The following is a 24,990-nucleotide window of genomic DNA, read 5'->3' on the forward strand; positions in this document are numbered from 1 at the left end:
ACTGGCTGACCGATCAGGCCAAACAAGCCAGCTCATGACCTCGGTTATGGGGTGCGGAATTCGAGGGCAAGGTCACCCCCTCCTACCTCCCCCTGCAAGCAGGGGGAGGAACCAAGCGCTACTTCGCGTAATACGACCCCGACGCCACCAGCGGCTCGGGGATGCAGAACGTCTTCGGCATCACGGCGATCGCGACCGGCACCAGCACTTCCTTCTCCACGCCGCCCACGCTGGCGCAGGAAGCGTCCGGCGGCAGCCGGTAGTGGATGATGCGCACGGTGTACTGCGGGCAGACGTCGGCGCAGGGGAATTCGGCGACCACCGGCACGCCGCGGTAGCGGCCCGCCTCCACCGTGCTGTTCATCAGCGCGGCCTTGTCCCATGGCCTGCCGGCCCAGGCCTGCAGCGCCGCGGCATCCATTTGCGCTGGCGTGCCGGCGCAGGCAGCGGCGCCGATGGCCATCCCGGCGACGGTGACGAATACGCTGACGACCGATACCAGGCTGCGCATGTCCGCTCCCTCGACGACGGAGCGGCCAGCCTAGCCGCCGTCGGGCGGACGCGGCAAGTACTGCACCGGCAGCGCCCTGCCCGACCGCTGGAAGCGCCGCTGCAGCCGGTCCATGGCGAGGTAGATCACCGGCGTCAGGTACAGCGTGAGCACCTGGGAGAACACCAGGCCGCCGACCACGGCCAGGCCCAGCGAACGGCGCACCTCGGCGCCGGCGCCGATGCCCAGCGCGATCGGCAGGGTGCCGGCGAAGGCGGCCATGGTGGTCATCATGATCGGGCGGAAGCGCACGCGGCAGGCATCGGCGATCGCCTGCGCCGGCGACATGCCTTCCTCGCGCTGCCGCTCCAGCGCGAAATCGATCAGCATGATCGCGTTCTTCTTGACGATGCCGATCAGCATCACGATGCCGACGAAGGCGAACAGGTCCAGCGAGGCGTGGAAGATCGCCAAGGTCAGCAGCGCGCCCACCGCCGCCGCCGGCAGGCCGGACAGGATCGTCAGCGGGTGGATGAAGCTCTCGTACAGGATGCCCAGCACCAGGTAGATCACGAACACCGCCAGCAGCAACAGCATGCCCATGCCCTGCATGGACTGCTGGAACGCCTGCGCGGTGCCCTGCACGCTGCCGCTGATGGTCGCCGGCAGGCCCATCGTGTCCATCGCGCCGTTGATGCTGGTCACCGCATCGCTGAGCGACACGCCGGGCGCCAGATTGAACGACACCGTTACCGCCGGCAACTGGCCCTGGTGGTTCACGGTCAGCGCCTGCGGCTCGCGCGAGAAACCGGCCACCGCGCTGAGCGGCACCAGGCTGCCGCTGTTCGAGGTGACGTACAGCTGCGACAGCACCGCCGGGTCGTCCTGCAGCCTGCGCTCGACCTGCAGGATCACCCAGTACTGCGTGGCCGAGCCGTAGATGGTGGAGACCTGGTTCTGGCCGAAGCCGATGCCCAGCGCGGCCTGCACCTGCGCCATGGTGAGGCCGAGCGGCGCCAGCTTGGCGCGGTCCACCTTGACCATGATCGAGGGGCTGTTGAGGTCCAGGTCGTTGGTGACATCCTCGAAGCCCGGCAACGCGGCGAACGCCCGGGTCACCTTGCCGCTCCACTCGTACAACTGGTCAAGGCTCACCGACTGCAGCGTGTACTGGTACTGCGCCTTGGACTGCCTCCCGCCGATCTGGATCGCCGGTGCGTTCTGGATGTAGCTGCGGATACCCGCCACCGTCGCCAGCTTCGGCCGCAACTCCTGGATGATGCCGTCCGGACTGAGCTTGCGTTCATGTGCCGGCTTCAGCAGCAGCAGGATCGAGCCATTGTTGATCGTGCTGCGCGCGCCGCCGGCGCCCACGGTGGACATGTAGCCGGCGATGTTCGGATCTTTAGCCACGATGTCGACCAGCCGCTGCTGGCGCGCCAGCATGCCGTCGAACGACACGTCCTCCGGCCCTTCCGTGTTGACGCGCAGCTGGCCGTTGTCGCCGGCCGGGATGAAATCCTTCGGCACCACGTAGAACAGCAGCGCGGTGGCCAGCAGGCTCAGGCCGAAACCGGCCAGCACCAGGCGCGGACGCTCCATGCACCAGCGCAGGCTGCTCGCGTAGCCGCGCTGCACGGCGCCGAAGCCGCGGTCGAAGCCGGCGATCAGCCAGTTCTTCCTGCTCTGGTCAGGGCCGTCGTGGTCGTGCGCCTTGACGAAGCGGCTGCAGAGCATCGGCGTCAGCGTGATCGCGACGATGCCGGAGATCAGGATCGCCACGCTGATCACCACCGCGAACTCGTGGAACAGCCGGCCCACGATGCCGCCCATGAACATCACCGGGATGAACACCGCGATCAGCGACAGCGTCATCGAGAAGATGGTGAAGCCGACCTCGCCGGCGCCCTTGAGCGCCGCCTGGTACGGCGGCACGCCCGCTTCCATGTGGCGCACGATGTTCTCCAGCATCACGATCGCGTCGTCCACCACGAAGCCGACCGCGAGGGTCAGCGCCAGCAGCGAGAGATTGTCCAGGCTGTAGCCCAGCGCGTACATCACGCCGAACGTGCCCAGCACCGAGATCGGCAGCGCCACCGCCGGGATCAGCGTCGCGGACAGGTTGCCGAGGAACAGGTAGATCACGAACACCACCAGCGCGCCGGCCAGCAGCAGGGTGAACTGCACGTCGTCGACCGAGTCGCGGATCGACTGCGAGCGGTCGTACAGCGTGTCCAGCGTGATCGACGGCGGCAGCCCGGCGCGGAAGTTGGGCAGCACCGCCATGATCCGGTCCACCGTGGCCACCGTGTTCGCGCCGGGCTGGCGCTGGATCGCCAGCACGATCGCCTGCTTGCCGTTGTACGAACTGCTGCGCTGGTCGTCCTGCACGCTGTCGCGCGCCCGGCCGATGTCGCCCACGTGCACCGGCGCGCCGTTGCGGTACGCCACCACCACGTCGTTGTAGGCGGCCGCGCGAAGCAGCTGGCCGTCGCTGCGGATCGGCAGCTGCTGGCGCTTGCCGTACAGCGAGCCGGTGGACTGGTTGACGTTGGCCTCGGCGATCGCGTTCTGCACCCGGTCGATGCCGATGCCGGCGGCGGCCAGCCGGTTCGGGTCCACGCCGATCCGCACCGCGTATTTCTGCGAGCCGTACACGTTCACCTGGGCCACGCCCTCGATCATCGACAGCTGCTGCGCCAGCTCGGTCTCGGCGTACTCGTCGACCTGGGTCAGCGGCAGCGTCGACGAGCTCATCGCCAGGTACAGGATCGCCGCGTCGGCCGGGTTCACCTTGCGGAACGTGGGTGGCGTGGTCATCTCCTTCGGCAGCTGGCGCAGCGCCGAGGAGATCGCCGACTGCACATCCTGCGCCGCCGCGTCGATGTTGCGGTCCAGCGCGAAGCTCAGCGTGATCGAGGTGGAGCCCAGCGCGCTGGTCGAGCTCATCGAGCTGATCCCGGCGATCGTCGACAGCCGGCCCTCCAGCGGCGTGGCCACCGCCGAGGCCATCGTCTCCGGCGAGGCGCCCGGGAGATTCGCGCTGATGCTGATGGTGGGAAAGTCGACGTTCGGCAGCTCGTTCACCGGCAGCTGCGGATAGGCGGCGAGGCCGAACACCAGCAGCGCCGTCATCAGCAGCGTGGTCATCACCGGGCGGCGGATGCAGAGCTCGGGGATGTTCATCGGCGCGGAGCCTGCCTGACGGCGACGGCGCTGCCGTCGACCAGCAGCATCTGGCCTTCGGTCACCACCTGCTCGCCGGCCTGCAGGCCCTTGTCGATCACCGTGCGTCCGGCGCTGGTCGGGCCGGGGGTAACGTAGCGCTGCTGCACCTTGCCGTCGGCGCCGAGCACGAACACGAAATTGCCGCCACTGGAACTCTGCAGCGCATGCACCGGCACGCTGACCGCGTCGGCGAGGCGCGTGGTGGGCAGCACCACCTGCACGAACTGGCCCGGGGTGAGCCGGTGCCCGGCGTTGTCGAAGCGCGCCTTCAGCACGATGGTGCCGGTGGCGGCGTCCACCGCGTTGTCGATGAATTCCAGCGTGCCGGTGAGTGGTGCCGCGCGGTCGCCGGAAACCGCCACCTGCACGGCGAGCGCACCCTGCCGCTGCGCGGCGCGCACGGCGGGCAGGCTGTCCTCGGGGATGTTGAACGCCACGCGCACCGGCTCGACCTGGTTGAGCACCACGATGTCGGTGCTGTCGGCGCTGATCTGCGCGCCCGGCCATGCCAGCGGCGCGCCGGCGATGCCGTCGAACGGGGCGACGATGCACGCGTAGTCGAGCTGGGTCTGCGCCAGCTCCTGCGCCGCCCGGTCGCTCTGCAGGGTGGCGCGGGCCACCGCCAGGTTGGCCTGGTACAGGTCGTAGTCCGCCTTCGAGACGAAGCCCCTGGCCAGCATGTCGGCGTAGCGCCGCTGGTCGGCCTGCGCCTTCTGCAGCAGCGCCTGGTCGCGCGCCACGCTGCCGCGCGCCTGGTCCAGCTGCGCTTGCAGCAACCGCGGGTCGATCTGCGCCAGCACGCTGCCCTTGCGCACCAGCGCGCCGGGCGTGAACGACAGCGACTGGAGCTGGCCGGAAACCCGCGCGCGCAGGCTCACCGTCGACCAGGCCTCGACCCGGCCGACCAGCTTCAGCGAAAGCTCGACGTCGCCCCGGGTGGCGCTGGCCACCTCGACCGGCACCGCCGCTGGCGCCCTGGCGGCCTTGCCGCTGGCGCCGGTGCCGCGGCCGAAGTGCAGGGCCAGGGCGACCGCCAGCAGGACGGCCAGCACCAGGACGATTTTTTTCCGGGACATGCGCGGGGGCTTCTCGATCTTCGCGCCACGCACGGTGGCAATGGCGGGGTTCTGGTGCGGCAAGAGGCGCCACGGGCGCCGACGACGATGCATCAGTTTTGTTACAACGCGCGCGGCGGCCGCGGGTTGACCCGCCGCAGGCCACGCCGGCCCCCTACTATGCTGCGGATCGTGCCGCGGATGACCCCGACCAATGGCACTGGCCGGCACGCCACGGGCACGGATCAGGGACTGCCGCTGTCGCCCTGCTCCAGCGCCTGCAGGTTGTCCTTGATCCGGCCGATCACCGCCAGCGCCTGCTGCAGTTCGTCGTGGCCGATGCCGAGGGTGGCGTCCTTGCGCAGCTCGCGCGCGATGAGCTCCATGTCGCCCACGATCACCCGCGCCTGCTCGGTGACGTACAGCCGCCAGGCGCGGCGGTCCTTCGGGTCGGGCCGGCGCTCGACGAAGCCGGCCGCCTGCAGCCGGTCGATCACCCGGCCCACCGCGATCGGCTCCATTTCCAGGAACTCGGCCAGCTCGGTTTGCCGCAGGCCCTCGCGGTGGTACAACACCTTGGTCGCGCGCCATTGCGCGCGGGTCAGCCCGAATTTCACCGCGCGCCGGTCGAAGTGCTTGCGGAACAGCAAGGTCACGTCGCTGAGCAGGTAGCCGAAGGAGATGTCTTCCGTTTTCGCCATGGTCCGTTGCCACTCCGCCGCGCCCGAATGCCCGCCCGAAGCATAAGCCAAGCCGTCAGCTCCCGCGAAGCCATGCCTATCCGGATCATCCACGCCGACATCACCCGCCTGTCCGTGGACGCCATCGTCAATGCGGCCAATCCCGGCTTGCTCGGCGGCGGCGGCGTGGACGGCGCGATCCACCGCGCGGCCGGGCCGGCCCTGCTGCAGGCCTGCCGGGCGTTGCCCGAATCCGCCCCCGGCGTGCGCTGCCTCACCGGCGAGGCGCGCATCACGCCCGGCTTCGCGCTGCCCGCACGCTGGGTGATCCACACGGTGGGGCCGGTCTGGCGCGGCGGCGACGACGGCGAGGCCGAACTGCTGGCGCGCTGCCATCGCAACGCGCTGCGCCTGCTGCGCGAACGCCGGCTGGGCAGCATCGCGTTCCCGGCGATCAGCTGCGGCGTCTACGGCTACCCCGCCGAGCAGGCCGCCGCCGTGGCCACAGCCACCCTGCGCGACGAGCTGGCCCGCGAGGACAGCATCGAGGTGACGCTGTGCTGCTTCAGCGATGCCATGCGCGCGGTGTTCCAGCGCGCGCTGGCGCCGTAGGGCGGGTACAGCCCGCCGGCTTTTCCCACCGAGCGGGCGCAGAGCGGCGGGCAGTGCCCGCCCTACGGCGCGAGCCGTTCAATGCAGCTTGAACGGATACAGCGGCGGTAGCCCAGTGTCCTCGCCGGTCGCCTCCGCGGCACGCCAGGCGAAGCCGCGCTTGAAGGCCTGCGCCAGGTTCGTCCCGGTATTCGCCCCACTGTCCGGCAACGGCGTTCCGGCGTAGTGGCGTTGCTGCAGGGCGGCGATCGCACCGCGCTGCGCCGCGTCGTCGAGTGCTGCCGACAGTTCACCCAGATGCTGGATCATCGGCCGCTCCGCACGCGCCCAGGCCAGCAGGGTGCGTACCTGCGCGGCGGGGTCGTTGCCGCGTGCCGCGGCGAGGAAGGCCAGCCGGCCGCTGCGCGCCGAAGGGCGCGCCGCTACCGGCACCGGCATCGGCGATGCGCGCCGGCGACGCCACCACCACCAGGCCAGCACACTGAGCAGCCACAGGCCGAAACTGGCCAGCGCGATCCGGCGCCATGGCGTGGCCGGCATCGCGGCCGTCGCGGTCAACGCCGGAACCTCGCCGTGTGCGGCCGGGACCGTCGCGGCGGGCGATGCGGCGGCGGTACCGACCGCCGGCAGCACGGTGACGGTGTGCGCGGGGATCTGCGCCACCTCCATCCGGTCGGTCAGCACGTTCCACCACTTCAGCGTGGTGGCGGGGATGGTCAGCGTGCCGGCGCGCTCGGGCACGATCGCGAACGCCTGCTGGCGCCGGCCGGTGATCCACTGGCCGTCCTGGCGGTTGCCGGCGACCGGCTTGTCCGGGTACACGGTGGCGCCATCCAGCGGCGGCAGGCTCAGCGCCGGCAGCGCCTCGTACGACAGGCCGGTGGCCTGCAGGTCCATGGTGAGGTTGAGCGGCTGGCCGACCCGCGGCGGCGCATCCTGCGCGGTGGGCCAGCCGTCCAGGCCCAGGCTCAGCTGGCGCGCCGGCAGCCACGCGCTGGCGCCCCAGCCGGCCGGCGCCGGTTTCACCTCGATCGTCTGCGCCGGCGCGCTGGCGCTGACCGGAACGGTGGCGCCGAAGAAGCTGCTCGGGTCACGCGGATCGGCCGCCTCGCCCTGGAAATCCATTGCGGGGATCTCGATCCTGCCGGCATGCTGGGGGATCAGCGCGTAGCGCAGCTCCAGCACGTGATAGCTGCGGCCGCCGCGCACAGTGTCGTAGTTGAGGCCCTTGCCGAGCGGGCTGACCTCCACGCCATCGATCTGCGGCATGTCCGGCGCGTCGCCGCCGATGCGACCGGCGTAGTACAGCCGCACCGCATACGTCAGCTGCTGGCCGACGTAGCCTTGCGCCGGCTCGACCTGCGACTCCATGAAGACATCCTGGTGCGTCGCCGCGGCCGCAGCCGGATCCGGCGCGGCCACCTCGAGCTGCAGCGGCGCAGTGCGGCCACCGGCCACGCTCAGCGCGGGGATCTGCAGCGTACCGGTGTGGCGCGGGCGCAGCGCCACGCCGAAGACCAGCGCGGAGCTGGCCCTGCCGTTGATCACGCTGAGGCTGCTGTTCTGCGAGGTGCTCAGCACCTGGAAATCCGGCGCCAGGGCGCGCAGGTCGGGCGTGGCGACGCCGCCGGTGTCGCCGTCCACGCGCACGTTCAGCGTCACCGTCTCGCCCAGCTGCACGTGGTCGCGATCCAGCGTGGCCGTGACCTCGGCGGCGCCGGCCAGCGCGGGAATCCAGGCCAGCATCAGCAGACAGCTGCACACGACATGTCGAAGCTTCACGGCTGTTGATCCTCGCTCGGTGCGCCGCCGTGGCGCTGCTGGTATTCCAGTTCGAACTTGCGCCGCAGCAGGGCGCCGGGATCGTCCGGCACGCGCTGCAGGGCGTGGCGCAGGTCGGCCGGCAGCTTCGCCTGCGGATCGTCCTCGGCCGGCGCACCGAGCTGGTGCTCCGACGGGCGCTCGCCCGGCCTGGCCAGCGCCGCGTCCATCTGCCGCTTCAGCGCCTGCCGGGCCTGCTCCGCCTGCGCCCGCTGCTCGGCCTGCTGCTGCGCGGTCTGCGGCGCGGGCTGGTCGGCGCCGCCCGACTCCGACTTGCCCTGCCGCGATTCATCCTTGCCGGAGGGATCCTGCGACTGCGACTTGCCGTCCTGGCCCGACTGGCCGGACGGCTCGGCGTTCTCCGCTGCGGATGACGGGTTCTTCGCATCCTGCTTGCCGGCCTTGCCCTGCTCGCCCGGCGACGACGCGTTCTTCTGGCCGTCGTGGCCCTCGTGCTGCTTCTGGTCCGACGGCTGCGGGTGCTGCCGGCGCAGCCAGTCCTCGAGCGCCTGGCGGTTCGCCCTGGCGTCGGCATTGGCCGGGTCGAGTCGCAACGCGCGGTCGTAGGCGGCGATCGCCTGCGGGTACGCGCCCTGTTTCGCCAGCGTGTTGCCCAGGTTGTACGCCGCATCGCTGCCGAGCGCCTGCGGCAGTGCCTGCGCCGCCGCGGCGTAGTCGCCGGCGCGATACGCGGCGGCGCCGCGCCAGGCGGGATCGCGCGCAAGCTGCTGCGCGCGCTTCGCATGGCCGTGGCGCAATGCCTGCGCAGCCTGCTGGTCGGGACGCTGCCACAGGTCCTGCCATGTGGTGGCCGACGCCGTGCCCGGCAGCAGCGGCAGCAGCACCCATGGCAGCGACAGCAGCCAGCCGCGGCGGAACGCCAGCGCCACCAGCGGCAGCAGCGGCAGCAGCAGCCAGGCGCCGCGATCCTGCCACTGGTCGCCATGCTGGCCGTCCGCCAGGGTCGCCTTCGCGTTGCGCAGTTGCGCGTGCAGCGCGTCGATATCGCCCCGATCCGTCGTCATCGCCACGTAGCGACCGCCGCCGGCCGCCGCCAGCGCCGCCAGCGCCGCATCGTCGCGGCGGGCCAGCAGCATGCCGCCCTGCGCATCGCGCAGGAAGCCGCCGTCGGGCATGGGTACCGGGCCGCCCTGCGGCGTGCCCACGCCGAGCACGGAGACCTGCACGCCGGCCGCACGTGCCTTGCGCGCGGCCGCATCGGCGGCCGCATCGGCCTGGTCGGTGATCAGCACCAGCGAACCGCCGCCGGCCTTGCCGTCACGGACCAGCGCCGCACCGCGCTCGATCGCCGCCGCCGCGTTGTCGCCATCCACCGGCATGGTGTCCGGCGCCATCGCGTCGAGCAGGTCATCGAGGCTGTTCGCATCAGCAGTCAGTGGCGCCACCACGAACGCTTCGCCGGCGTAGCCGACCAGGGCGTTGAGGCCGTCCTGGTTGGCGTGCAGCAGGTCGCGCGCCTTGTAGCGCGCACGATCGAGCCGGCTCGGCGTCACGTCGCGCGCCAGCATGTGCTGCGACAGCGAGATCGCCACCACCTGCACGGCACGACTGGCGTACAGCGGCTGCTCGACGCGGCTCCAGGCCGGCCCGGCCAGGGCCAGCGCGCACAGCGTCCAGCCCAGCGCGAACAGCCAGAGCGGCAGGCTGCGCCTGCCCTCCCGACCGCTCAGCAGGTGCGGCAGCAGCTCGGCGTCGACCAGCCGCGACAATTCGAGCTGCGCCGTGCTGCGCCGCGTGCCCAGCCAGCCCAGCAGCGGCAGCGCGAGCAAGGCGGCCAGCCACCACGGCCGCAGGAAATGGAACTGCTGCAGCAGCTCGCTCATGCCGACAGCCCCCGCGCGCGCGCGAAGCGGCGCGGCACGATCGCCAGCAGCAGCGCGATCGCCGCGAGCAGCGGCCAGCGGAACAGCTCGTGGCGCGGGCGCAGACTGGGGCCGCGCTGCGGCATCGGTTCCAGCGCGTCGATCGCGCGGTAGGCCTCGGCCAGCTCGCCGCTGTCGGTGGCGCGGAAGAAGCGCCCGCCGGTCTGCGTGGCGATGTCGGTGAGCATGCCGGCATCGAGGTCGGCAGAAGGATTGACCAGCTGGCTGCCGAAGAAACCGGGGATGCGCATGCGCGTGGCGCCGATGCCGATGGTGTAGATGCGCACGCCGGCGGCCTTCGCCGCGCGCGCCGCATCGCGCGGCGAGATGCTGCCGGCATTGTTGACGCCATCGGTGAGCAGCACCAGCACGCGCGCCTGCTCGGGCAGCGCGGCCAGCCGCTTCACCGCCACCGCAATGGCGTCGCCGATCGCCGTCTCGGTGCCGGCCAGCCCCACCGCCGCGCCCTGCAGCTGCGCGCGCACGGCGCCGAGATCGTAGGTCAGCGGCGTCACCAGGAAGGCCTGGCTGCCGAACAGGACCAGGCCCATCTCGTCGCCGCCGCGGCGATCGATGAAGTCGCCGGCGATCGCCTCCACCGCGCCGAAGCGGCTGACCGGTTGCCCGGCCAGCTGCATGTCCTCGGTGCGCATGCTGCCGGACAGGTCCACCGCCAGCATCAGCCCGCGCCCGCTGCGCTGCTGCGTCTGCAGCGGGCCGATCCATTGCGGTCGCGCCGCCGCGGCCAGCAGACACAGCCAGGCCAGCGCCAGCAGCCACGGCGTGGCGCCATGCGCGCGGTTGCCGGCGACGACGGCCAGCCGCACGCCAGGCTGCGGCAGGCGCAGCGCCTGCCCCGGCGCGGCCGGGCGCAGCCAGCGCCGCAGCAGCCACGGCAGCGGCAGCAGCACGATCACCCACGGCCAGGCGAACTCAGGCATCGGCATGCTCCGTCGCGGACGGTTTCCAGCTCGCTGGTTTCAACGCCAGCCGCAGCCACGTCCGCACGGCCGCCACGCTGGCTGCATGGTCGAACGATGCGGGGAGTCGATAGATCCGCTGGTCCAGCGCCAGCAGTTGCTGCAGCGTGGCGGCGTCGATCGGCACCCGCGCCAGCGTCTGCCGCCAGGCGTCGCCGCGTTGCCGCGCAGCCTGCGCGTCGTGCTGGCGCGCCACACGACGCAGCAACTGGTGCAGCTCGCTCGCCAACGCGGGCCCATCGCCATCGCGCCGGTGCTGCCCGGCGATCCGCTCGAGTTCATCCAGCACCTGTCGGTGCCGGTACAGCACACGGCGCCGCCGGCGCCACCACCCGATGCCGAGCAACGACAATGCCAGCAGCAGCACCGCCAGCATCCACCAGCCCGGTGCCGGCGGCCACCAGGACGGCGCGGGCGGCAGGTGGATGTCGCGCAGCTGCGGGCCGGGCGATGGCACGGGCGGCGGCATCATCGCGCTGTTCTCCGCGCACCGAGCAGGCTGCTGACCGCATCGAACGCATCGGCAGCGGTGTCGATGCTGTTCCAGCGCAGGCCCAGCGATTGCGCCAGCTCGCCCAGCCGCGCCGGGCCGGCGCCCAGCGCCTGCCGGAAGTCGCTGCGTTGGCGTTCGGACTGCAGCAGTACTTCGCAGCGCTCGCCGGCGTGTTCGAACGGGTAGCGCCCCGGCGGCGCCGGCGCCAGTTCGAGCGGATCGGCCACCACCAGCACGCTGACGCCGGCGTGCCGGCCCAGGTCGAGCAGGCGCTGCCGGGCCAGCGCGTCGCCGCTGAAGCCGTCGCTGACCAGCAGCACGCGGCTGGCGCCGTGCAGCACACGGCTGGCGCGGGCCAGGGCGTCGGACAACGGCTCGACCCGGTCGGACACCGGCTGCGCATCCCATTCGGCCAGCGCGCCGCACACCGCCAGCGCGCCGCGCGGCCCGGCCTGGGGCCGCAGCAGTGGGTCGCCGTGGCCGAACGCCATCACCCCGACCCGCTCGCCGGCGCGCACCGCGTACCACGCGGCGGCGGCGGCGGCGCGCGCCGCCTGCACCGACTTGAAGCGCACGCGGGTACCGAAGCGCATGCTGGCGTGGGTGTCGAGCAGGATCAGCAGGCAGCCTTCGCGGTCCTCCTGGAACAGCTTGGTATGCAGCTTGCCGCTGCGCGCGGTGAGCCGCCAGTCGAGCCGGCGCACGTCGTCGCCGGCCTGGTAGACGCGCGACTCGGCGTAGTCCATGCCGCGGCCGTACAGACGGCTGGACTGCTGGCCGCTGCGCGCGGCGCGGCTGAGCAGCGGCGCCATGCGCGCGCGACCGACCCGCGCGCGCAGCGCCAGCAGCTCGGACAAGGCGACCCGGCTGCGGCCATCGCCCTCCGCACGGTGTGACGCGGCAACGTTCATGGCAGCGGCACGAGATCCAGCAGGCGGGCTATCACCTGGTCCGGACGCACGCCCTCGGCTTCCGCCTCGTAGCTGAGCAGCACGCGATGGCGCAGCACCTCGTGGGCGATCGCGTGCACGTCTTCCGGCAGCACGTAATCGCGGCCGGCCAGCCACGCCTGCGCACGCGAGCAGCGGTCCAGCGCGATGGTGGCGCGCGGGCTGCCGCCCCAGGCGATCCAGCGCTTCAGCTCGGGCCCGTAGCGGCCGGCATCGCGGGTGGCCAGCACCAGCTGGGTCAGGTATTCCTCCAGCGCCGGCGCCATGTGCACCGCCATCGCCGCGTCGCGCGCGGCGAACACGTCGGCCTGGCTCAGCAGGGCCGGCGGCGCGGCAACCGGATGGGCGCGACGGCTGGCCTGCTCGCGCGCCAGCTTGAGGATCGCCAGCTCGGCGGCGGCATCCGGATAGCCGATCGTCACGTGCATCAGGAAACGGTCGAGCTGGGCTTCCGGCAGGGTGAACGTGCCCTCCTGCTCGATCGGGTTCTGCGTGGCCATCACCATGAACAGTTCGGGCAGCGGCCAGGTGCGGCGGCCGACGGTGATCTGTTGCTCGGCCATCGCCTCCAGCAGCGCCGACTGCACCTTGGCCGGCGCACGGTTGATCTCGTCGGCGAGGATGATGTTGTGGAACAGCGGGCCGCGCTCGAACTCGAAGCTGCCCGACTGCGGACGGAACACGTCGGTGCCGGTGAGGTCGGCCGGCAGCAGGTCGGGGGTGAACTGCACGCGGTGGAAATCCGCCTCGACCCGCGCCGCCAGCGCCTTCACCGCGGTGGTCTTGGCCAGGCCGGGGGCGCCCTCGACCAGCAGGTGGCCGTCGGCCAGCAAGGCCACCAGTAGGCAGTCGATCAGGTGCGGCTGGCCGATGATGCACTGCTGCAGGTCGCCGCGCAGCTGCACGAACGACTGCTGCAGGCGGGTCGGCGGGTGGGTTTCGGGCATGTCCATGTAGGGTTCCGTGCTTGGCGTGACAACGGCCCGGCGTGCAGAGCAGGCAGGCGCGGGGTCGGGCGGCGAGCTAAAGACCATCGCCGGCGCCGGAAGTTTAGTCCGCCCGGCACCGCCCCGCCGGACGACGCAAAAAAAGAGGCGGCCGAAGCCGCCTCTTTCGATGCATGCGCGCCAGGCCTATTGCAACGAGGCGCTGAGGATGCGCGGCGTCACGAAGATCAACAGCTCGGCCTTGGTGTTCGTCCGCGAGGTCTTGCGGAACAGCACGCCGACGCCGGGGATGTCGCCCAGGCCGGGCACCTTGGTCATCGTGTTGGCCTTGTTGATCTCGTAGATGCCGCCCAGCACTACCGTCTGCCCGTTGTCGACCAGCACCGAGGTGTTGATCTCGCGGGTGTCGATGGTCGGGATCTTGCCGCTGCCCGGTGCGTCGACGTAGCCGGCGAGCGCATCCTTCTTGACGTTGATCATCAGGTAGACGCGGTTGTCAGCGGTGATCGTCGGGGTCACCTTCAGTTCCAGTACGGCGTCCTTGAACTGCACCGTGGCGGTGCCGCTGCCGGCGCCGCTGCCCGCGCTGTTCTGGAACGTGACGTAGCCGATTTCCTGGCCCTGGCGGATCACGGCTTCCTGCTGGTTCGCGGTGATCACCCGCGGGCTGGAGATCACCTCGCCGCGACCCTCGGTCTGCGCGGCGGAGAGCTCCAGGTCGATCGCGTAGTTGGCGCCGAGGATGGCCAGGCCGAAGGTTCCGGCCGCCGGGCTGACCGGCAGGTTCACGTTGAGGCCGCCGCTGGTCACGTTGCCGCCGCCGAGGCCCGCGGTCAGGGCCGGCGTCGCCGCGGCGGCGTTCTGGAACTGGGTGTTGTTCACCCGGCCGGTGACGCCGAACTTCGTGCCCAGCTCGCGGGTGAAGTCGTCGGAGGCGACCACGATGCGCGACTCGATCAGCACCTGCTGCACCGGCTTGTCCAGCACGGCGATCAGTTCACGCAGCTGCTTGATCTTCTCCGGCGTGTCGTTGAGCAGCAGCGTATTGGTGCGCGTGTCGAACGACACGCTGCCGCGCGGCGACAGGAAGCCGCGTTGGGTGCTGGCGCCGCCGCCGGCGCCACCGCCGCCCTGCATGCTGCCGCTGGTCAGCAGCTTGGCGATGTCCGCCGCCTTGCCGTAGCTGATCGGCACGTAGTCGGTGACCAGTTCGGCGGTGTCCTGCGCCTTCAGCTTGGCGTCGGCCACGTCCTGCTCGTACTTGGCCAGCTCGGCCTGCGGCGCGACCCACACCACGTTGCCGTTGCGGCGCTTGTCCAGGCTCTTGGCGCGCAGGATCACGTCCAGCGCCTGATCCCACGGCACGTTGACCAGGCGCAGCGTGACGCTGCCGCCGACGCTGTCGGAAGCGACCAGGTTGAGGCCGGAGATGTCGGCGATCAGCTGCAGCGCCGAGCGCACCGGGATGTCCTGGAAGTTGAAGGTGACGCGCTTGCCGTTGTAGTTCGGCTCCTGGGTGAGCCGAGCCAGGCGATCGGCCGGCTTGTCCTCGGCCCTCTTCGGCGCCACTTCCACCACGTACTGGTTGGCGGTCTGGTAGGCGGAGGTCTCGACGTTGCCCTTGACCGCGATTTCCATGCGCGCGCCGCCGCCGGCGCCGGCGCGGGTGACGATGGACTGCACCGGCGTGGCGAAGTCCATCGTATCCAGGCGCTGGGCCAGGTTGGCCGGCAGGCTCGCATGGTCGATGGTGACCAGCACCTTGTCGCCCTTGCGGGTCATGTCGGCGTTCGCGCCGCTGCCGCTGAAGTCGATCAGCACGCGGCCTTCGCCGTTCGGACCGCGACGGAAGTCGATGTTGGAGATGGCCGGGCCGTTCGAGGCCGAAGGCAGCGCCTTGGTCGGATCGATCGTGGACGCGGTGGTGACGGCCTGGCTCGCGCTGCCGTTGTCGACCGTCAGCACCAGGCTGTTGCCGTCGACCCGCGAGCGGTAGCTCGACTCGCGCATCAGCTCGACCACCACGCGGGTGCGGCCGCCGGCCGACACCGCGGACACGCCGGAGGTCGAGCCCTTGCCGATGTCCAGGTGCCGCGGCGCCGCGTTGTCGGTGTCGGAGAAATCGACCGCGATGCGCGGCGGGTTGTTCGTGGTGAAGATCTTCGGCTGCGGCACCGGGCCGCCGCCGAAGTCCATGCGCAACTCGACGCCGCCGCCGGGCAGCGCGTCGTAGCTGATGTTCTTCAGCGTGGTGGTGGCGGCCACCGCGACGCTGGCCCAGGCGGCGCCGACGATCAGCAGGCACATCGACAAGTAACGGCACGCATGGCGCATGACACGGCCCCGGACGGATTGGATATGGTTGGTCATTGCATCAGCCCCTGTGTTTCCTATTTCGCGTCGAGCGCGATGCTGGCGGGACGTTCCATCCAGCCACCATTACCGTTGGACACCAGCTCGACCAGGTCGATGTGGTCTTCGCTGATTGCCGTGATGTGCCCGTAGTTCTGGCCCATGTACTCGTTGACATGGACACGGTGGATCACGCCACCCGGATCCTTGACCAGCACTTCCATGCCCGCACCGGTACCGACGGTGCCGACCATCTTCAGGCTGTCCAGCGCGAACAGTTCCAGCGGCTGCTTGGCCCGGTTGGCATCCGGACGCGGGCCGCTGGCGGCGTTGCTGTTGTTGTCCAGTTCGGCCGTGCTCGGGCTGAACGGATCACGCCGGTCCTGGTCGTTGTAGGTGAAGGTCTCGAAGGTCTTGATCACCGGCAGCGGCTGGATCGGCGCGCCCTTCTTGGCCTTTTCCTGCGCCACCCAGGCGCGCAGGTCGGACATGCCGCGGGTGCAGCCGGCCAGCACCAGCGCGGCACCCAGCAGCAGCGCCAGTCGCAGGATCCGGGCGGGTTTGATGGCAGCAGACTTCTTCATCACTTCGCCCCCCCGGCCTTCTTGCCCTTGCTCGCGGCGGCGCTCTCTTCGTCATCCAGGTAGCGGTAGGTCTTCACGGTGCCCTGCAGTACCAGTTGGCCGCTCGCGGTACCGTCCTTGCCCGGCGACTTCGGTGTCAGCGAGACATCGTGCAGGGTCAGGATCACCACCCGCGGCAGCGACGCCACGCCGCTGATGAACGTGCCGAACTGGTGGTAGGTGCCGGTGAAGCGCAACGCGATCGGCTTCTCCGCGTAGAAGTCCTTCGGCGTCTCCGGACCGGGCTGGAACAGGTCGCTCTCCAGGCCAGCCGCCTGCGCGGTCTGCGAGATGTCGATCAGCAGCTCGGGCATCTCGGTCTTGCTGGGCAGCTGGCGCAGCAGCTGGCGCAGCATGTCCTGCATCTCGTCGAGCTGCTGCTGCAGCGCTTCGAGGTTGACCGACTTCGCCTGCTTGGTGGAGAACTCCTGCTTGAGCTGGTCTTCCTTGCCGGCCAGGGCCTTCAGGCTGTCCTGCTGGCCGCTGACGAAGAAATACCAGCCGACCAGCAGCACGGCGCCGAGCAGCAGCGCGGTGAAGAAGATCTTGACCGATTGCGGCCAGCCGCCGACGTTGTTGCGGTCGAGGTTCCGGATATCGTGGAGGAAACTCATGATCCGGCACCTCCCTTGGCGGCGGCCGCACTCACCGGCTTGGCTTCCGTCGCGGGCGCCGCCGTCGTGGCCGGCTTCGCCGGCGCGACGACGGCCTTCGCCGCTGCGGCGACCGAGGCCGGCACCGCGGGAGCCGCGCCGGAACTGCTGCCGGCCGGCAGCACCGGGGTCTTGCCGGCGTCGTTCTCGTCGGCCTTCGGCTTGTTCAGCAATACGTTCAGGCCGAACACGTACGGCATGCGGCTGCCGTTATGGGTGTTTTCGGTCTTGCGCAGGTCGGCATGCCCCATCCACGGTGAGCCCTCGATGTTGCGCATGTATTCGGCGACGCTGGCGTTGGACTGGGCCACGCCGTCGAGCGACATCGACTGGCCGTTCTGCTTCAGTCCGCTCAGCCGGGCGCTGGCCGGGATCGTCTTCACCAGCTCGTCGAACAGGTGCACCATCTGCGAGCGGTCGGCCTGCAGCTGCTCGATGATCTGCTTGCGCGCCAGCAGGTGCTCGCGCACCTTTTCCAGATCCTTGATCTTCGCGATGCGCACGTCGAGCTGCTTGATCTCGGTCTGCAGGTACGTGTTGCGCTCGTTCTGGTTGTCGATGCGCTGGTCCATCCAGAAGATCCACAGCAGCAGCACGCCAAGGCCCACCACGAAGGCGGCGGCGAGCTGCATGTAGAACTCGCGCTCGCGCTGCTTGCGGCGCTCGGCGCGCCACGGAAGTAGATTGACGTGTGCCATCAGTCGAAGCTCCTCAAGGCGAGGCCGACCGCAATCATCAATGCGGGGGCGTCCTGCGCCAGCGACTGTGCCTGTACCCGTGGCGACAGCGACATGCGGGCCAGCGGATTGGCGACGATGCAGGACACGCCGAGCTGCTCCTCCAGCATCGGGCCGAGCCCCTCGATCGAGGCACAACCACCGGCCAGTACCACCTGGTCAACCTTGCTGAATTCGCTGCCGGCGAAGAAGAACTGCAGCAGGCGGCTGATCTGCTGGATCAGCGATTCCTTGAACGGCTCCAGCGCCTCGGTCTCGTAGGACTCGGGCAGGCCGCCCTTGCGCTTGGCGCGGCCGGCCTCCTCGTAGGAGAGCCCGAAGCGGCGCATGATCTCGTCGGTGAGCTGCTTGCCGCCGAAGACCTGTTCGCGCGAGTAGATCGTGCGCTGGTTGCGCAGCACCGACAGCGTGGTCATGGTGGCGCCGATGTCGACCACCGCCACCAGCGCGTCGCGGCCCACGTTGAGCTGGTCGGCGATCATCGCGAAGGCGTTCTCCATCGCGAACGCCTCGACGTCGACCACCGAGGCGGCGAGTCCGCCCAGGTCCAGCGCGGCCACGCGCATGTCGACGTTCTCGGTGCGCGAGGCGGCCAGCAGCACGTTGTTCATGTCGGGGCTGTCGCGCACCGGGCCGAGCACCTCGAAATCGAGGCTGATCTCGTCGATCGGGTACGGGATGTACTGGTTCGCCTCGACCTGGATCTGGCCTTCCAGGTCGTCCTCGGAAAGATCGGCGCTCATCGGGATGACGCGGGTGATCACGGCCGACCCGGCCACCGCTGCCGCCGCATGCTTGAGCTTGGATCCCGAGCGCGCCAGCGCGCGGCGGATCGCGTCACCGACCGCCTCGACCTCGACGATGTTCTTCTCGACCACGGCATTGGGCGGCAGCGGTTCGACCGCGTAATGCTCCACGCGATAACGGCCGCCCGCCTGACTGAGCTGCAGCAGCTTGACGGCAGTCGAACTAATGTCGACACCCATCAGCGCCGGCTTCTTCGGTGTAAAGAGCCCCACGGTGTTTCCCCCTTGCCGCTGACGCCCATGACCAGGATCCTGGCGGGGTGCGCAATGGCATTAAATCTAAAAATTGACGCAATGGCAACGGCCTACAGGAACTTTCTCAAGTAATTGGCGTGATGTCGGCCACATTTGCGCCATCGGCCCTGCGCTGGCCCGACCCTTGCTTTGGCGGATCACGCCTCAGTGCGGCAAATACTGCTACATCTATACTCCGCCATGTTTTGACTCAGGTCTCGCTATCCCCCACACCATGCAAATTTTCCGACGTTTGTTGCGCTGGGTCCTGATCCTGGCGTTTTCCGGCTTGCTCCTGGCAGTTCTTGCGGTCGGTGTGGCGTACTGGCTGATTGCCCCCCGGCTCCCCTCGGTAGCCGAGTTGAAGAACTATCCGATGCAGGTACCTCTGCGGGTGCTCAGCGCCGACGGCAAGCTGATCGCCACCTTCGGCGAGACCCGGCGCATCCCGGTGGGCATCGAGCACGTACCGGACCGGCTCAAGCACGCCGTGCTGTCGGCCGAGGATGCGGACTTCTACCACCACCCGGGCGTGGACTGGCACGGCATCGCGCGCGCCGGCTGGCACGTCGTCGTCACCGGCGGCGACAAGGGTCCCGGCGGCTCCACCATCACCCAGCAGGTCGCCCGCAACTTCTTCCTCAGTCCGGAGAAGCTCTACTCGCGCAAGCTCACCGAGATCTTCATCGCGCTGCGCATCGAGCATGAGCTGAGCAAGGACCAGATCCTCGAGCTGTACCTCAACAAGATGTTCCTCGGCCACCGCTCCTACGGCGTGGCCGCGGCGGCCGAGTACTACTATGGCAAGACGCTGGACCAGCTGAGCGTGGCCGAATGCGCGATGATCGCCTCGACCTTCCAGCTGCCCTCGGCGGTCAACCCGATCAACAGCCCGAAGCGCGCACTCGCACGGCGCAACTGGGTGCTGGGCGAGATGCTGCGGCACGACTACGTCACCAAGGCGGTCTACGAGCAGGCGATCGCCGAGCCGAACCGCGCCTATCCGCACGAGCAGCCGATCGAGGTGGACGCGCCCTACCTCGCGGAAATGGTGCGGCGGCAGGTGCTCGACCGCTTCGGCAACGATGCGCTCACCGAGGGCTACGTGGTCTGGACCACCGTGCCGAGCGGGCGCCAGCAGGCTGCCCTGGAAGCCGTGCGCAACGGGCTGGTCGCCTACGACCGCCGGCACGGCTGGCGCGGGCCGGAGGCCCATCAGGACCTGCCCGCCGACGCGGGCGAGGCGGATTTCGACCGCGTCCTGTCCGGCTACGGCAGCGTCTCCGGCATGCAGCCGGGCCTGGTCACCGCCAGCAACACGAAGCAGGCCACGGTCTACCTGTCCAGCCGCGAGAGCGTGATCCTCGACCTGCCCGCGATGCAGTGGGCGCGGCCGCACATCAACGAGGATCGCGTGGGCGCCGCGCCGACCAAGGTCGACGCGGTGCTCAAGCGCGGCGACATCATCCGGCTGTCGCGCGACGGCAAGGGCGAATGGCAGCTGGCGCAGGTCCCCGCGGCGCAGGCGGCGCTGACCTCGATCAATCCGGAGGACGGCTCGATCCAGGCGCTGGTCGGCGGCTTCAACTTCGTGCGCAGCAAGTTCAACCGGGCCGTGATGGCGGCGCGCCAGCCCGGCTCCAGCTTCAAGCCGTACCTGTATTCGGGCGCGTTCGAGCGCGGCTTCACGCCGGCCTCGATCATCAACGACGCGCCGCTCGCCCTGCCCGACCCCTCGCGCCCGAACGGCATCTGGACACCGTCCAACGACGACGACAAGTTCGCCGGGCCGATGCGCCTGCGCGAGGCGCTGGTGCAGTCGAAGAACCTGGTCTCGGTACGCCTGCTCGACGCCGTCGGCGTGCGCTACATGCGCGAATACGCCACCCGCTTCGGCTTCTCGCAGGACGCGATCCCGGCCAACCTGTCGATGGCGCTGGGCACCGCCTCGGTGTCGCCGATGAGCATGGCGCGCGGCTACGCCGTATTCGCCAACGGCGGCTACCTGGTCACGCCGTACTTCATTCACCAGATCGACGACCGCAGCGGCAAGGCGGTATACGTGGCCAACCCCGCGCGCGCCTGCCGCAACTGCCAGGAGCGCCTGCTCGACACGCGCCCGCCCGGGCCGCCGCCGGCGGACATGACGCCCACCCCTGCCAACAACCTGGCCCATGCCGGCAGCGCCGGCGAGCCCGCCGAATCCAGCAGCGTCGACGGCGTCGGCGAGGCGGTGCTGCCGGCCGACGTGCACGGCGGAAACGCGCCGCCGGTGCTCGCGCCGCGAGTAATCGACACGCGCAACGACTACCTGGTCACCTCGCTGATGAAGGACGTGATCCTGCGCGGAACCGGCTCGGCCGCGCGCGCGCTGGGCCGCGACGACCTGGCCGGCAAGACCGGCTCCACCAACGACCATCGCGACGCCTGGTTCGTCGGCTTCAACGGCGACCTGTCGACCGCGGTCTGGGTGGGCTTCGACGATTACGGTTCGCTCGGGCGCGGCGAGTTCGGCGCCAAGGCGGCGCTGCCGATCTGGATGGAGTACACCGGCGCGGTGCTGAAGGGCCTGCCGTCGAGCACGTTGCCGATGCCGCCGGGAATCAGTACGGTACTGATCAACCGCAACAGCGGCCTGCCCACCGCGGCGGGCGATCCGGACGGCATCAACGAGATGTTCAAGGTGGAAGACGTCGACCGGCTGCGCAGCCAGGCGGCCCAGCAGAAGGAGCAGGATCAGCAGCACGCCTACGACATCTTCTGATGCCCCTCCGGGGCGAGATCCGCCCCGGCCGTCGCTCACCCATCGTTGAGGAGTGCGCTATGTCCCGAGGCGACCACCACCGCATCCACGCGCATGACCGCGCGCAGCGCAACCGCCTGCGCGTGGCCCAGGAAGCCGCACGGCTGATGAGCGAGCACGGCATCCGGGATTTCCATCACGCCAAGCTGAAGGCCGCCGAGCGGCTGGGCATCCTCGATGCGCAGGCGCTGCCGCGCAACCTGGAGATCGAGCAGGCGTTGCGCGAGCACCAGCGGCTGTTCCTCGCCGACAGCCAGCCGCAGCTGCTGCGCCAGCGGCGCGAGGCGGCGGTCGAGGCGATGCGCTTCCTCGCCCCGTTCGAGCCGCGGCTGGTCGGCGCGGTGCTGGACGGCACCGCCGATGCGCATTCGGCGGTCTGCCTGCACGTGTACAGCGACGATCCGGAGGCGGTCGTGCTGTACCTGCGCGAGCGCGGCGTGCCGATCGAGACCCAGGTGCGCCGGCTGCGCTACGGCCGCGACGAGCAGCCCGAATACCCGGTGCTGCTGTTCGCCGCCGACGAGCTGCCGTTCGACCTGACCGTGCTGCCGCGCGACGCGCTGCGCCGGGCCCCGCTGGACCGCGCCGACGACAGGCCGATGCGCCGCGCCTCGCTGTCGCAGGTGGAAGCCCTGCTGGACGAGGAATCCGCCACCGACTTCGAGCGGCGGCTGAGTGCTGCGCTGCGCTGAGCCCGCTTCGATCCGCCCCACGAAAAAACGCCCCGGCCGAAGCCGGGGCGTTTTTTTCGCCTCAGGGCAGGCCGGCGCTCAGCGCTTGGCCGTCGGCACGTAATCGCGCACGTTGGCGCCGGTGTAGACCTGGCGCGGGCGGCCGATGCGCGACCCGGGGGTTTCGTGCTGCTCGATCCAGTGCGCGATCCAGCCGGCGGTACGCGCGATGGCGAACATCACGGTGAACATCTCGGTGGGGATGCCCAGCGCCTTGTAGATGATGCCGGAGTAGAAGTCCACGTTCGGGTACAGCTTGCGCTCGACGAAGTACTCGTCCTTCAGCGCCGCCTCTTCCAGCTTCATCGCCACGTCCAGCAGCGGGTCGTTGACGCCCAGCTCGGCCAGCACCTTGTGGCACATCTCGCGGATGATCTTCGCGCGCGGGTCGAAGTTCTTGTATACGCGGTGGCCGAAGCCCATCAGGCGGAAGCTGTCGTTCTTGTCCTTCGCGCGCAGCACCGCGGTCTCGACCTTGTCCGGCGAACCGATCTCCTGCAGCTGCTTGAGCACCGCCTCGTTGGCGCCGCCGTGCGCGGGGCCCCACAGCGCGGTGATGCCGGCGGCGATCGACGCGTACGGGTTCGCCCCGGTGGAGCCGACCAGGCGCACGGTGGAGGTGGAGGCGTTCTGCTCGTGGTCGGCATGCAGGATGAACAGCAGGTCCAGCGCCTTGGCGGCGACCGGGGTCATCTGCAGCGGCTCGCTCGGCACCTCGAACATCATGTGCAGGAAGCGGTCGACGTATTCCAGGTTGTTGCGCGGATAACGGAACGGCCAGCCGATCGAGTAGCGGTAGCAGGCGGCGGCGATCGTCGGCATCTTCGCGATCAGGCGGATCGCGGCCATCTTGCGGTCGGCCGGATCCTCGACGTTGAGATCGTCGTGGTAGAACGCCGACAGCGAGGCCACCGCGGCAGCCAGCATCGCCATCGGGTGAGCGTCGTGGTGGAAGCCCTGGAAGAAGTTCTTCAGCGACTCGTGCATCATCGTGTGATGCGAGACGTCGTGTTCGAACGCGGCGAACTCGGCCGGCTTCGGCAGCTCGCCGTTGAGCAGCAGGTAGGCCACCTCGAGGAAGCTGGACTTCTCGGCCAGCTGCTCGATCGGATAACCACGGTACAGCAGCACGCCCTGGTCGCCGTCGATGTAGGTGATCGCGCTCTTGGTGCTGGCGGTCGAGCCGTAGCCAGGGTCGTAGGTGAAGTGGCCGGTATCCTTGTACAGCGTGCCGATGTCGATGCATGCCGGCCCCAGCGTGCCGCTGACCAGCGGCAGCTCGCTGCTGCGCTTGCTCGACTCATCCACCAGTTTGACGATCTTGGGGTCGGACACGGAAACCTCCTTACATGTGGGTCGCCATCGGTGGCGACCACAGGGTCGGTGCCGTCCGACGGGGGAATGCCTGGTGCCGCATGCCGGGGAAAGCGTGCGACGCAACGGACGCCTTGGCGCCGGTTCGCCGGACATTATCGCACAAGGCCGCCGACACATTCGATGGCGAATGGTCGTAGGCCGGGCACGAAAAAACACGGGGCAAGCCTGCGCTCGCCCCGTGTCTGGAATCGGATCCGGCCGGCCATCGCAGGCCAGGGCCGCCGACGTCGATTATTCCTTGGCGGAACCCGCGTAGCGGCGGCGGAACTTGTCGACGCGACCGCCGACGTCCAGCGTCTTCTGCTTGCCGGTATAGAACGGGTGCGAATGGCTGGAGATATCCACCTTGATCAGCGGGTACTCGTTGCCGTCCTCCCACTTGATGGTTTCCTTGCTGGACATGGTCGACTTGGTCAGGAACGCGAAGTCGGACGACAGGTCCTGGAACACCACCGGGACGTACTTCGGATGGATGTCAGGCTTCATGGCTGGCTCTAAAGCGGTGGTGAAAAGAGCGGCATTGTAACGGGCAAGCGGTCATGGCCGCAAGTCGATGGCCCACGCGCTCAACCCGCCGCGCCCAGCGCGCGCCGCACCATCGCGGCGAAGCGGGCCTGGTCCACCTCCAGCACGATGTTCGCCCGGGCCGGCCGGCCCAGCCGGCCCTTCCAGTCGACCACGGTGGCGCCGCGGGTTAGCCGGCCGTCCAGCTCCACCGCCACGGCGCGGGTCTCGCGGCGGGTGACGATCGCGGGATCCAGCGCCACCGCCATCGCCAGCGCATCGGCGGCGACCAGCCCGTGGCGGCCGTGCTTCGCGTTGTAGCGGCGGGCCGTGGCCACGATGCGCCCGAAGAAGTCCGCACGCCGGTCGCCGGCCGCCAGCCAGCCGTCGAATTCGGCATCGTCGAACGCGTGCCGCAGGGTGGCCTCCCAGTCGACCAGGTCGAACGTGGGGAAGGCCTCGAACACCACGTGCGCCGCCTCCGGATCGAAGCCGACGTTGAACTCCGCCGGCACCCTGCCGGTGTTGCCGTGGCCGGTCACGGCACCGCCCATCACCACCAGCCGCGCCACCCGTTCGGACAAGGCCGGATCGAGCCGCAACGCGAGTGCCAGGTTGGTCAGCGGCCCCAGTGCCACCAGGGTCAGTTCGCCCGGCCGCTCGCGGGTCAGCCGCAGCAGGGCCAGCGCGGCCGGTTCGTCGGCCAGCGCAGCCGCGGGCGCGGGGAAGCCGACGTCGCCGAAACCGTCCTGGCCATGCACGAAGGCGGCGTCCTCGTCCGGCGCGCGCACCAGCGGCGTGGCGCAGCCGGCGAACACCGGGGTCGCCGCGCCGACCAGGTCGACCAGGGTGCGAGCATTGCGCACGGTATGACCGAGGCCCACGTTGCCGGCGGCGATGCTGAGGCCGGCGATGTCGGCGTGCGCGTAGGCCATCAGGATCGCCAGTGCGTCGTCCACGCCGGGGTCGGTGTCGATCAGGAGCTGCGGCTTGTTCATGGATGGATAATTTCAAGAATTGAAAAGTGCGGC

At 69.9% G+C, this 24,990-nt stretch carries 21 protein-coding genes; 3 read left to right on the forward strand and 18 right to left on the reverse strand.

Features of this window, described 5'->3' with window-relative positions; translation table 11 throughout:
* Window positions 1-118: 118 nt before the first annotated feature.
* The 4 genes from RHOFW104R8_RS00600 to RHOFW104R8_RS00615 all read right to left on the reverse strand — a co-directional run bounded on the left by RHOFW104R8_RS00600 (window position 119) and on the right by RHOFW104R8_RS00615 (window position 5,474).
* Window positions 119-511, reverse strand: coding sequence for a hypothetical protein (locus tag RHOFW104R8_RS00600; RefSeq protein WP_068092665.1), 393 nt, complete (start codon window positions 509-511; stop codon window positions 119-121).
* 30 nt (window positions 512-541) lie between these two features.
* Window positions 542-3,676, reverse strand: a complete 3,135-nt coding sequence (locus RHOFW104R8_RS00605; RefSeq protein ID WP_068092664.1) for an efflux RND transporter permease subunit — start codon at window positions 3,674-3,676, stop codon at window positions 542-544.
* Window positions 3,673-4,794: an efflux RND transporter periplasmic adaptor subunit gene (locus RHOFW104R8_RS00610; protein ID WP_068092713.1), complete on the reverse strand. Its 1,122-nt coding sequence runs from the start codon at window positions 4,792-4,794 to the stop codon at window positions 3,673-3,675. Before RHOFW104R8_RS00610 ends, RHOFW104R8_RS00605 begins: the two co-directional genes overlap by 4 nt.
* 224 nt (window positions 4,795-5,018) lie before the next feature.
* Window positions 5,019-5,474 carry a MarR family winged helix-turn-helix transcriptional regulator gene (locus RHOFW104R8_RS00615; RefSeq protein WP_068092660.1) on the reverse strand — a complete coding sequence of 152 codons (456 nt, stop codon included), beginning with the start codon at window positions 5,472-5,474 and terminating at the stop codon, window positions 5,019-5,021.
* A gap of 72 nt (window positions 5,475-5,546) precedes the next feature.
* On the opposite strand from RHOFW104R8_RS00615, the gene RHOFW104R8_RS00620 reads away from it, so the two are divergent.
* The gene (locus tag RHOFW104R8_RS00620; protein ID WP_068092657.1) at window positions 5,547-6,065 is read left to right on the forward strand and encodes an O-acetyl-ADP-ribose deacetylase; all 519 of its coding nucleotides are present in this window, start codon (window positions 5,547-5,549) and stop codon (window positions 6,063-6,065) included.
* Window positions 6,066-6,143: 78 nt separating this feature from the next.
* Here the strand turns inward: RHOFW104R8_RS00620 and RHOFW104R8_RS00625 are convergent, their stop codons facing one another.
* From RHOFW104R8_RS00625 to RHOFW104R8_RS00675, 11 genes are all read right to left on the reverse strand, one after another.
* Window positions 6,144-7,811 (reverse strand): BatD family protein, encoded by a 1,668-nt coding sequence (locus tag RHOFW104R8_RS00625; protein ID WP_068092656.1) that lies wholly within the window; start codon window positions 7,809-7,811, stop codon window positions 6,144-6,146.
* A 32-nt stretch (window positions 7,812-7,843) separates the two neighbouring features.
* Window positions 7,844-9,730, reverse strand: coding sequence for a tetratricopeptide repeat protein (locus RHOFW104R8_RS00630; RefSeq protein WP_068092652.1), 1,887 nt, complete (start codon window positions 9,728-9,730; stop codon window positions 7,844-7,846).
* Complete coding sequence (locus tag RHOFW104R8_RS00635; RefSeq protein ID WP_068092649.1) at window positions 9,727-10,710, reverse strand: VWA domain-containing protein; 984 nt, start codon at window positions 10,708-10,710, stop codon at window positions 9,727-9,729. The genes RHOFW104R8_RS00630 and RHOFW104R8_RS00635 overlap by 4 nt, the downstream gene beginning before the upstream one ends.
* Window positions 10,703-11,221 carry a DUF4381 domain-containing protein gene (locus RHOFW104R8_RS00640; RefSeq protein ID WP_068092646.1) on the reverse strand — a complete coding sequence of 173 codons (519 nt, stop codon included), beginning with the start codon at window positions 11,219-11,221 and terminating at the stop codon, window positions 10,703-10,705. Before RHOFW104R8_RS00640 ends, RHOFW104R8_RS00635 begins: the two co-directional genes overlap by 8 nt.
* Complete coding sequence (locus tag RHOFW104R8_RS00645; protein ID WP_068092644.1) at window positions 11,218-12,153, reverse strand: DUF58 domain-containing protein; 936 nt, start codon at window positions 12,151-12,153, stop codon at window positions 11,218-11,220. Before RHOFW104R8_RS00645 ends, RHOFW104R8_RS00640 begins: the two co-directional genes overlap by 4 nt.
* Entirely contained in the window at window positions 12,150-13,145 is a 996-nt protein-coding gene (locus RHOFW104R8_RS00650; RefSeq protein WP_068092641.1) for a MoxR family ATPase, read from the reverse strand. The genes RHOFW104R8_RS00645 and RHOFW104R8_RS00650 overlap by 4 nt, the downstream gene beginning before the upstream one ends.
* 180 nt (window positions 13,146-13,325) lie before the next feature.
* Window positions 13,326-15,473, reverse strand: coding sequence for a type IV pilus secretin PilQ (gene pilQ, locus RHOFW104R8_RS00655; protein ID WP_068092638.1), 2,148 nt, complete (start codon window positions 15,471-15,473; stop codon window positions 13,326-13,328).
* 56 nt (window positions 15,474-15,529) lie between these two features.
* Window positions 15,530-16,075, reverse strand: coding sequence for a pilus assembly protein PilP (locus RHOFW104R8_RS00660; RefSeq protein ID WP_068092634.1), 546 nt, complete (start codon window positions 16,073-16,075; stop codon window positions 15,530-15,532).
* Window positions 16,075-16,728: a type 4a pilus biogenesis protein PilO gene (locus RHOFW104R8_RS00665; RefSeq protein WP_068092630.1), complete on the reverse strand. Its 654-nt coding sequence runs from the start codon at window positions 16,726-16,728 to the stop codon at window positions 16,075-16,077. Before RHOFW104R8_RS00665 ends, RHOFW104R8_RS00660 begins: the two co-directional genes overlap by 1 nt.
* Complete coding sequence (locus RHOFW104R8_RS00670) at window positions 16,725-17,465, reverse strand: PilN domain-containing protein (RefSeq protein WP_068092626.1); 741 nt, start codon at window positions 17,463-17,465, stop codon at window positions 16,725-16,727. The genes RHOFW104R8_RS00665 and RHOFW104R8_RS00670 overlap by 4 nt, the downstream gene beginning before the upstream one ends.
* Window positions 17,465-18,490 carry a pilus assembly protein PilM gene (locus RHOFW104R8_RS00675; RefSeq protein ID WP_201028757.1) on the reverse strand — a complete coding sequence of 342 codons (1,026 nt, stop codon included), beginning with the start codon at window positions 18,488-18,490 and terminating at the stop codon, window positions 17,465-17,467. The genes RHOFW104R8_RS00670 and RHOFW104R8_RS00675 overlap by 1 nt, the downstream gene beginning before the upstream one ends.
* A 289-nt stretch (window positions 18,491-18,779) precedes the next feature.
* Between RHOFW104R8_RS00675 and RHOFW104R8_RS00680 the strand changes: the two genes are divergently transcribed.
* Window positions 18,780-21,308, forward strand: coding sequence for a penicillin-binding protein 1A (locus tag RHOFW104R8_RS00680; RefSeq protein WP_068092621.1), 2,529 nt, complete (start codon window positions 18,780-18,782; stop codon window positions 21,306-21,308).
* 59 nt (window positions 21,309-21,367) lie between these two features.
* Window positions 21,368-22,039: a hypothetical protein gene (locus RHOFW104R8_RS00685; protein WP_068092618.1), complete on the forward strand. Its 672-nt coding sequence runs from the start codon at window positions 21,368-21,370 to the stop codon at window positions 22,037-22,039.
* A gap of 78 nt (window positions 22,040-22,117) precedes the next feature.
* On the opposite strand, the gene RHOFW104R8_RS00690 is transcribed toward RHOFW104R8_RS00685, so the two are convergent.
* The 3 genes from RHOFW104R8_RS00690 to RHOFW104R8_RS00700 form a co-directional block, all read right to left on the reverse strand.
* The gene (locus tag RHOFW104R8_RS00690) at window positions 22,118-23,413 is read right to left on the reverse strand and encodes a citrate synthase (RefSeq protein ID WP_068092616.1); all 1,296 of its coding nucleotides are present in this window, start codon (window positions 23,411-23,413) and stop codon (window positions 22,118-22,120) included.
* Window positions 23,414-23,686: 273 nt separating this feature from the next.
* Window positions 23,687-23,941 carry a type B 50S ribosomal protein L31 gene (locus RHOFW104R8_RS00695; RefSeq protein ID WP_068092612.1) on the reverse strand — a complete coding sequence of 85 codons (255 nt, stop codon included), beginning with the start codon at window positions 23,939-23,941 and terminating at the stop codon, window positions 23,687-23,689.
* Between the two features lie 80 nt (window positions 23,942-24,021).
* Window positions 24,022-24,957, reverse strand: coding sequence for a nucleoside hydrolase (locus RHOFW104R8_RS00700; RefSeq protein ID WP_068092608.1), 936 nt, complete (start codon window positions 24,955-24,957; stop codon window positions 24,022-24,024).
* Between the last annotated feature and the right edge of the window lie 33 nt (window positions 24,958-24,990).

The organism is Rhodanobacter sp. FW104-R8, assembly GCF_001617365.1.
In the GTDB taxonomy this organism is placed as follows: Bacteria; Pseudomonadota; Gammaproteobacteria; order Xanthomonadales; family Rhodanobacteraceae; genus Rhodanobacter.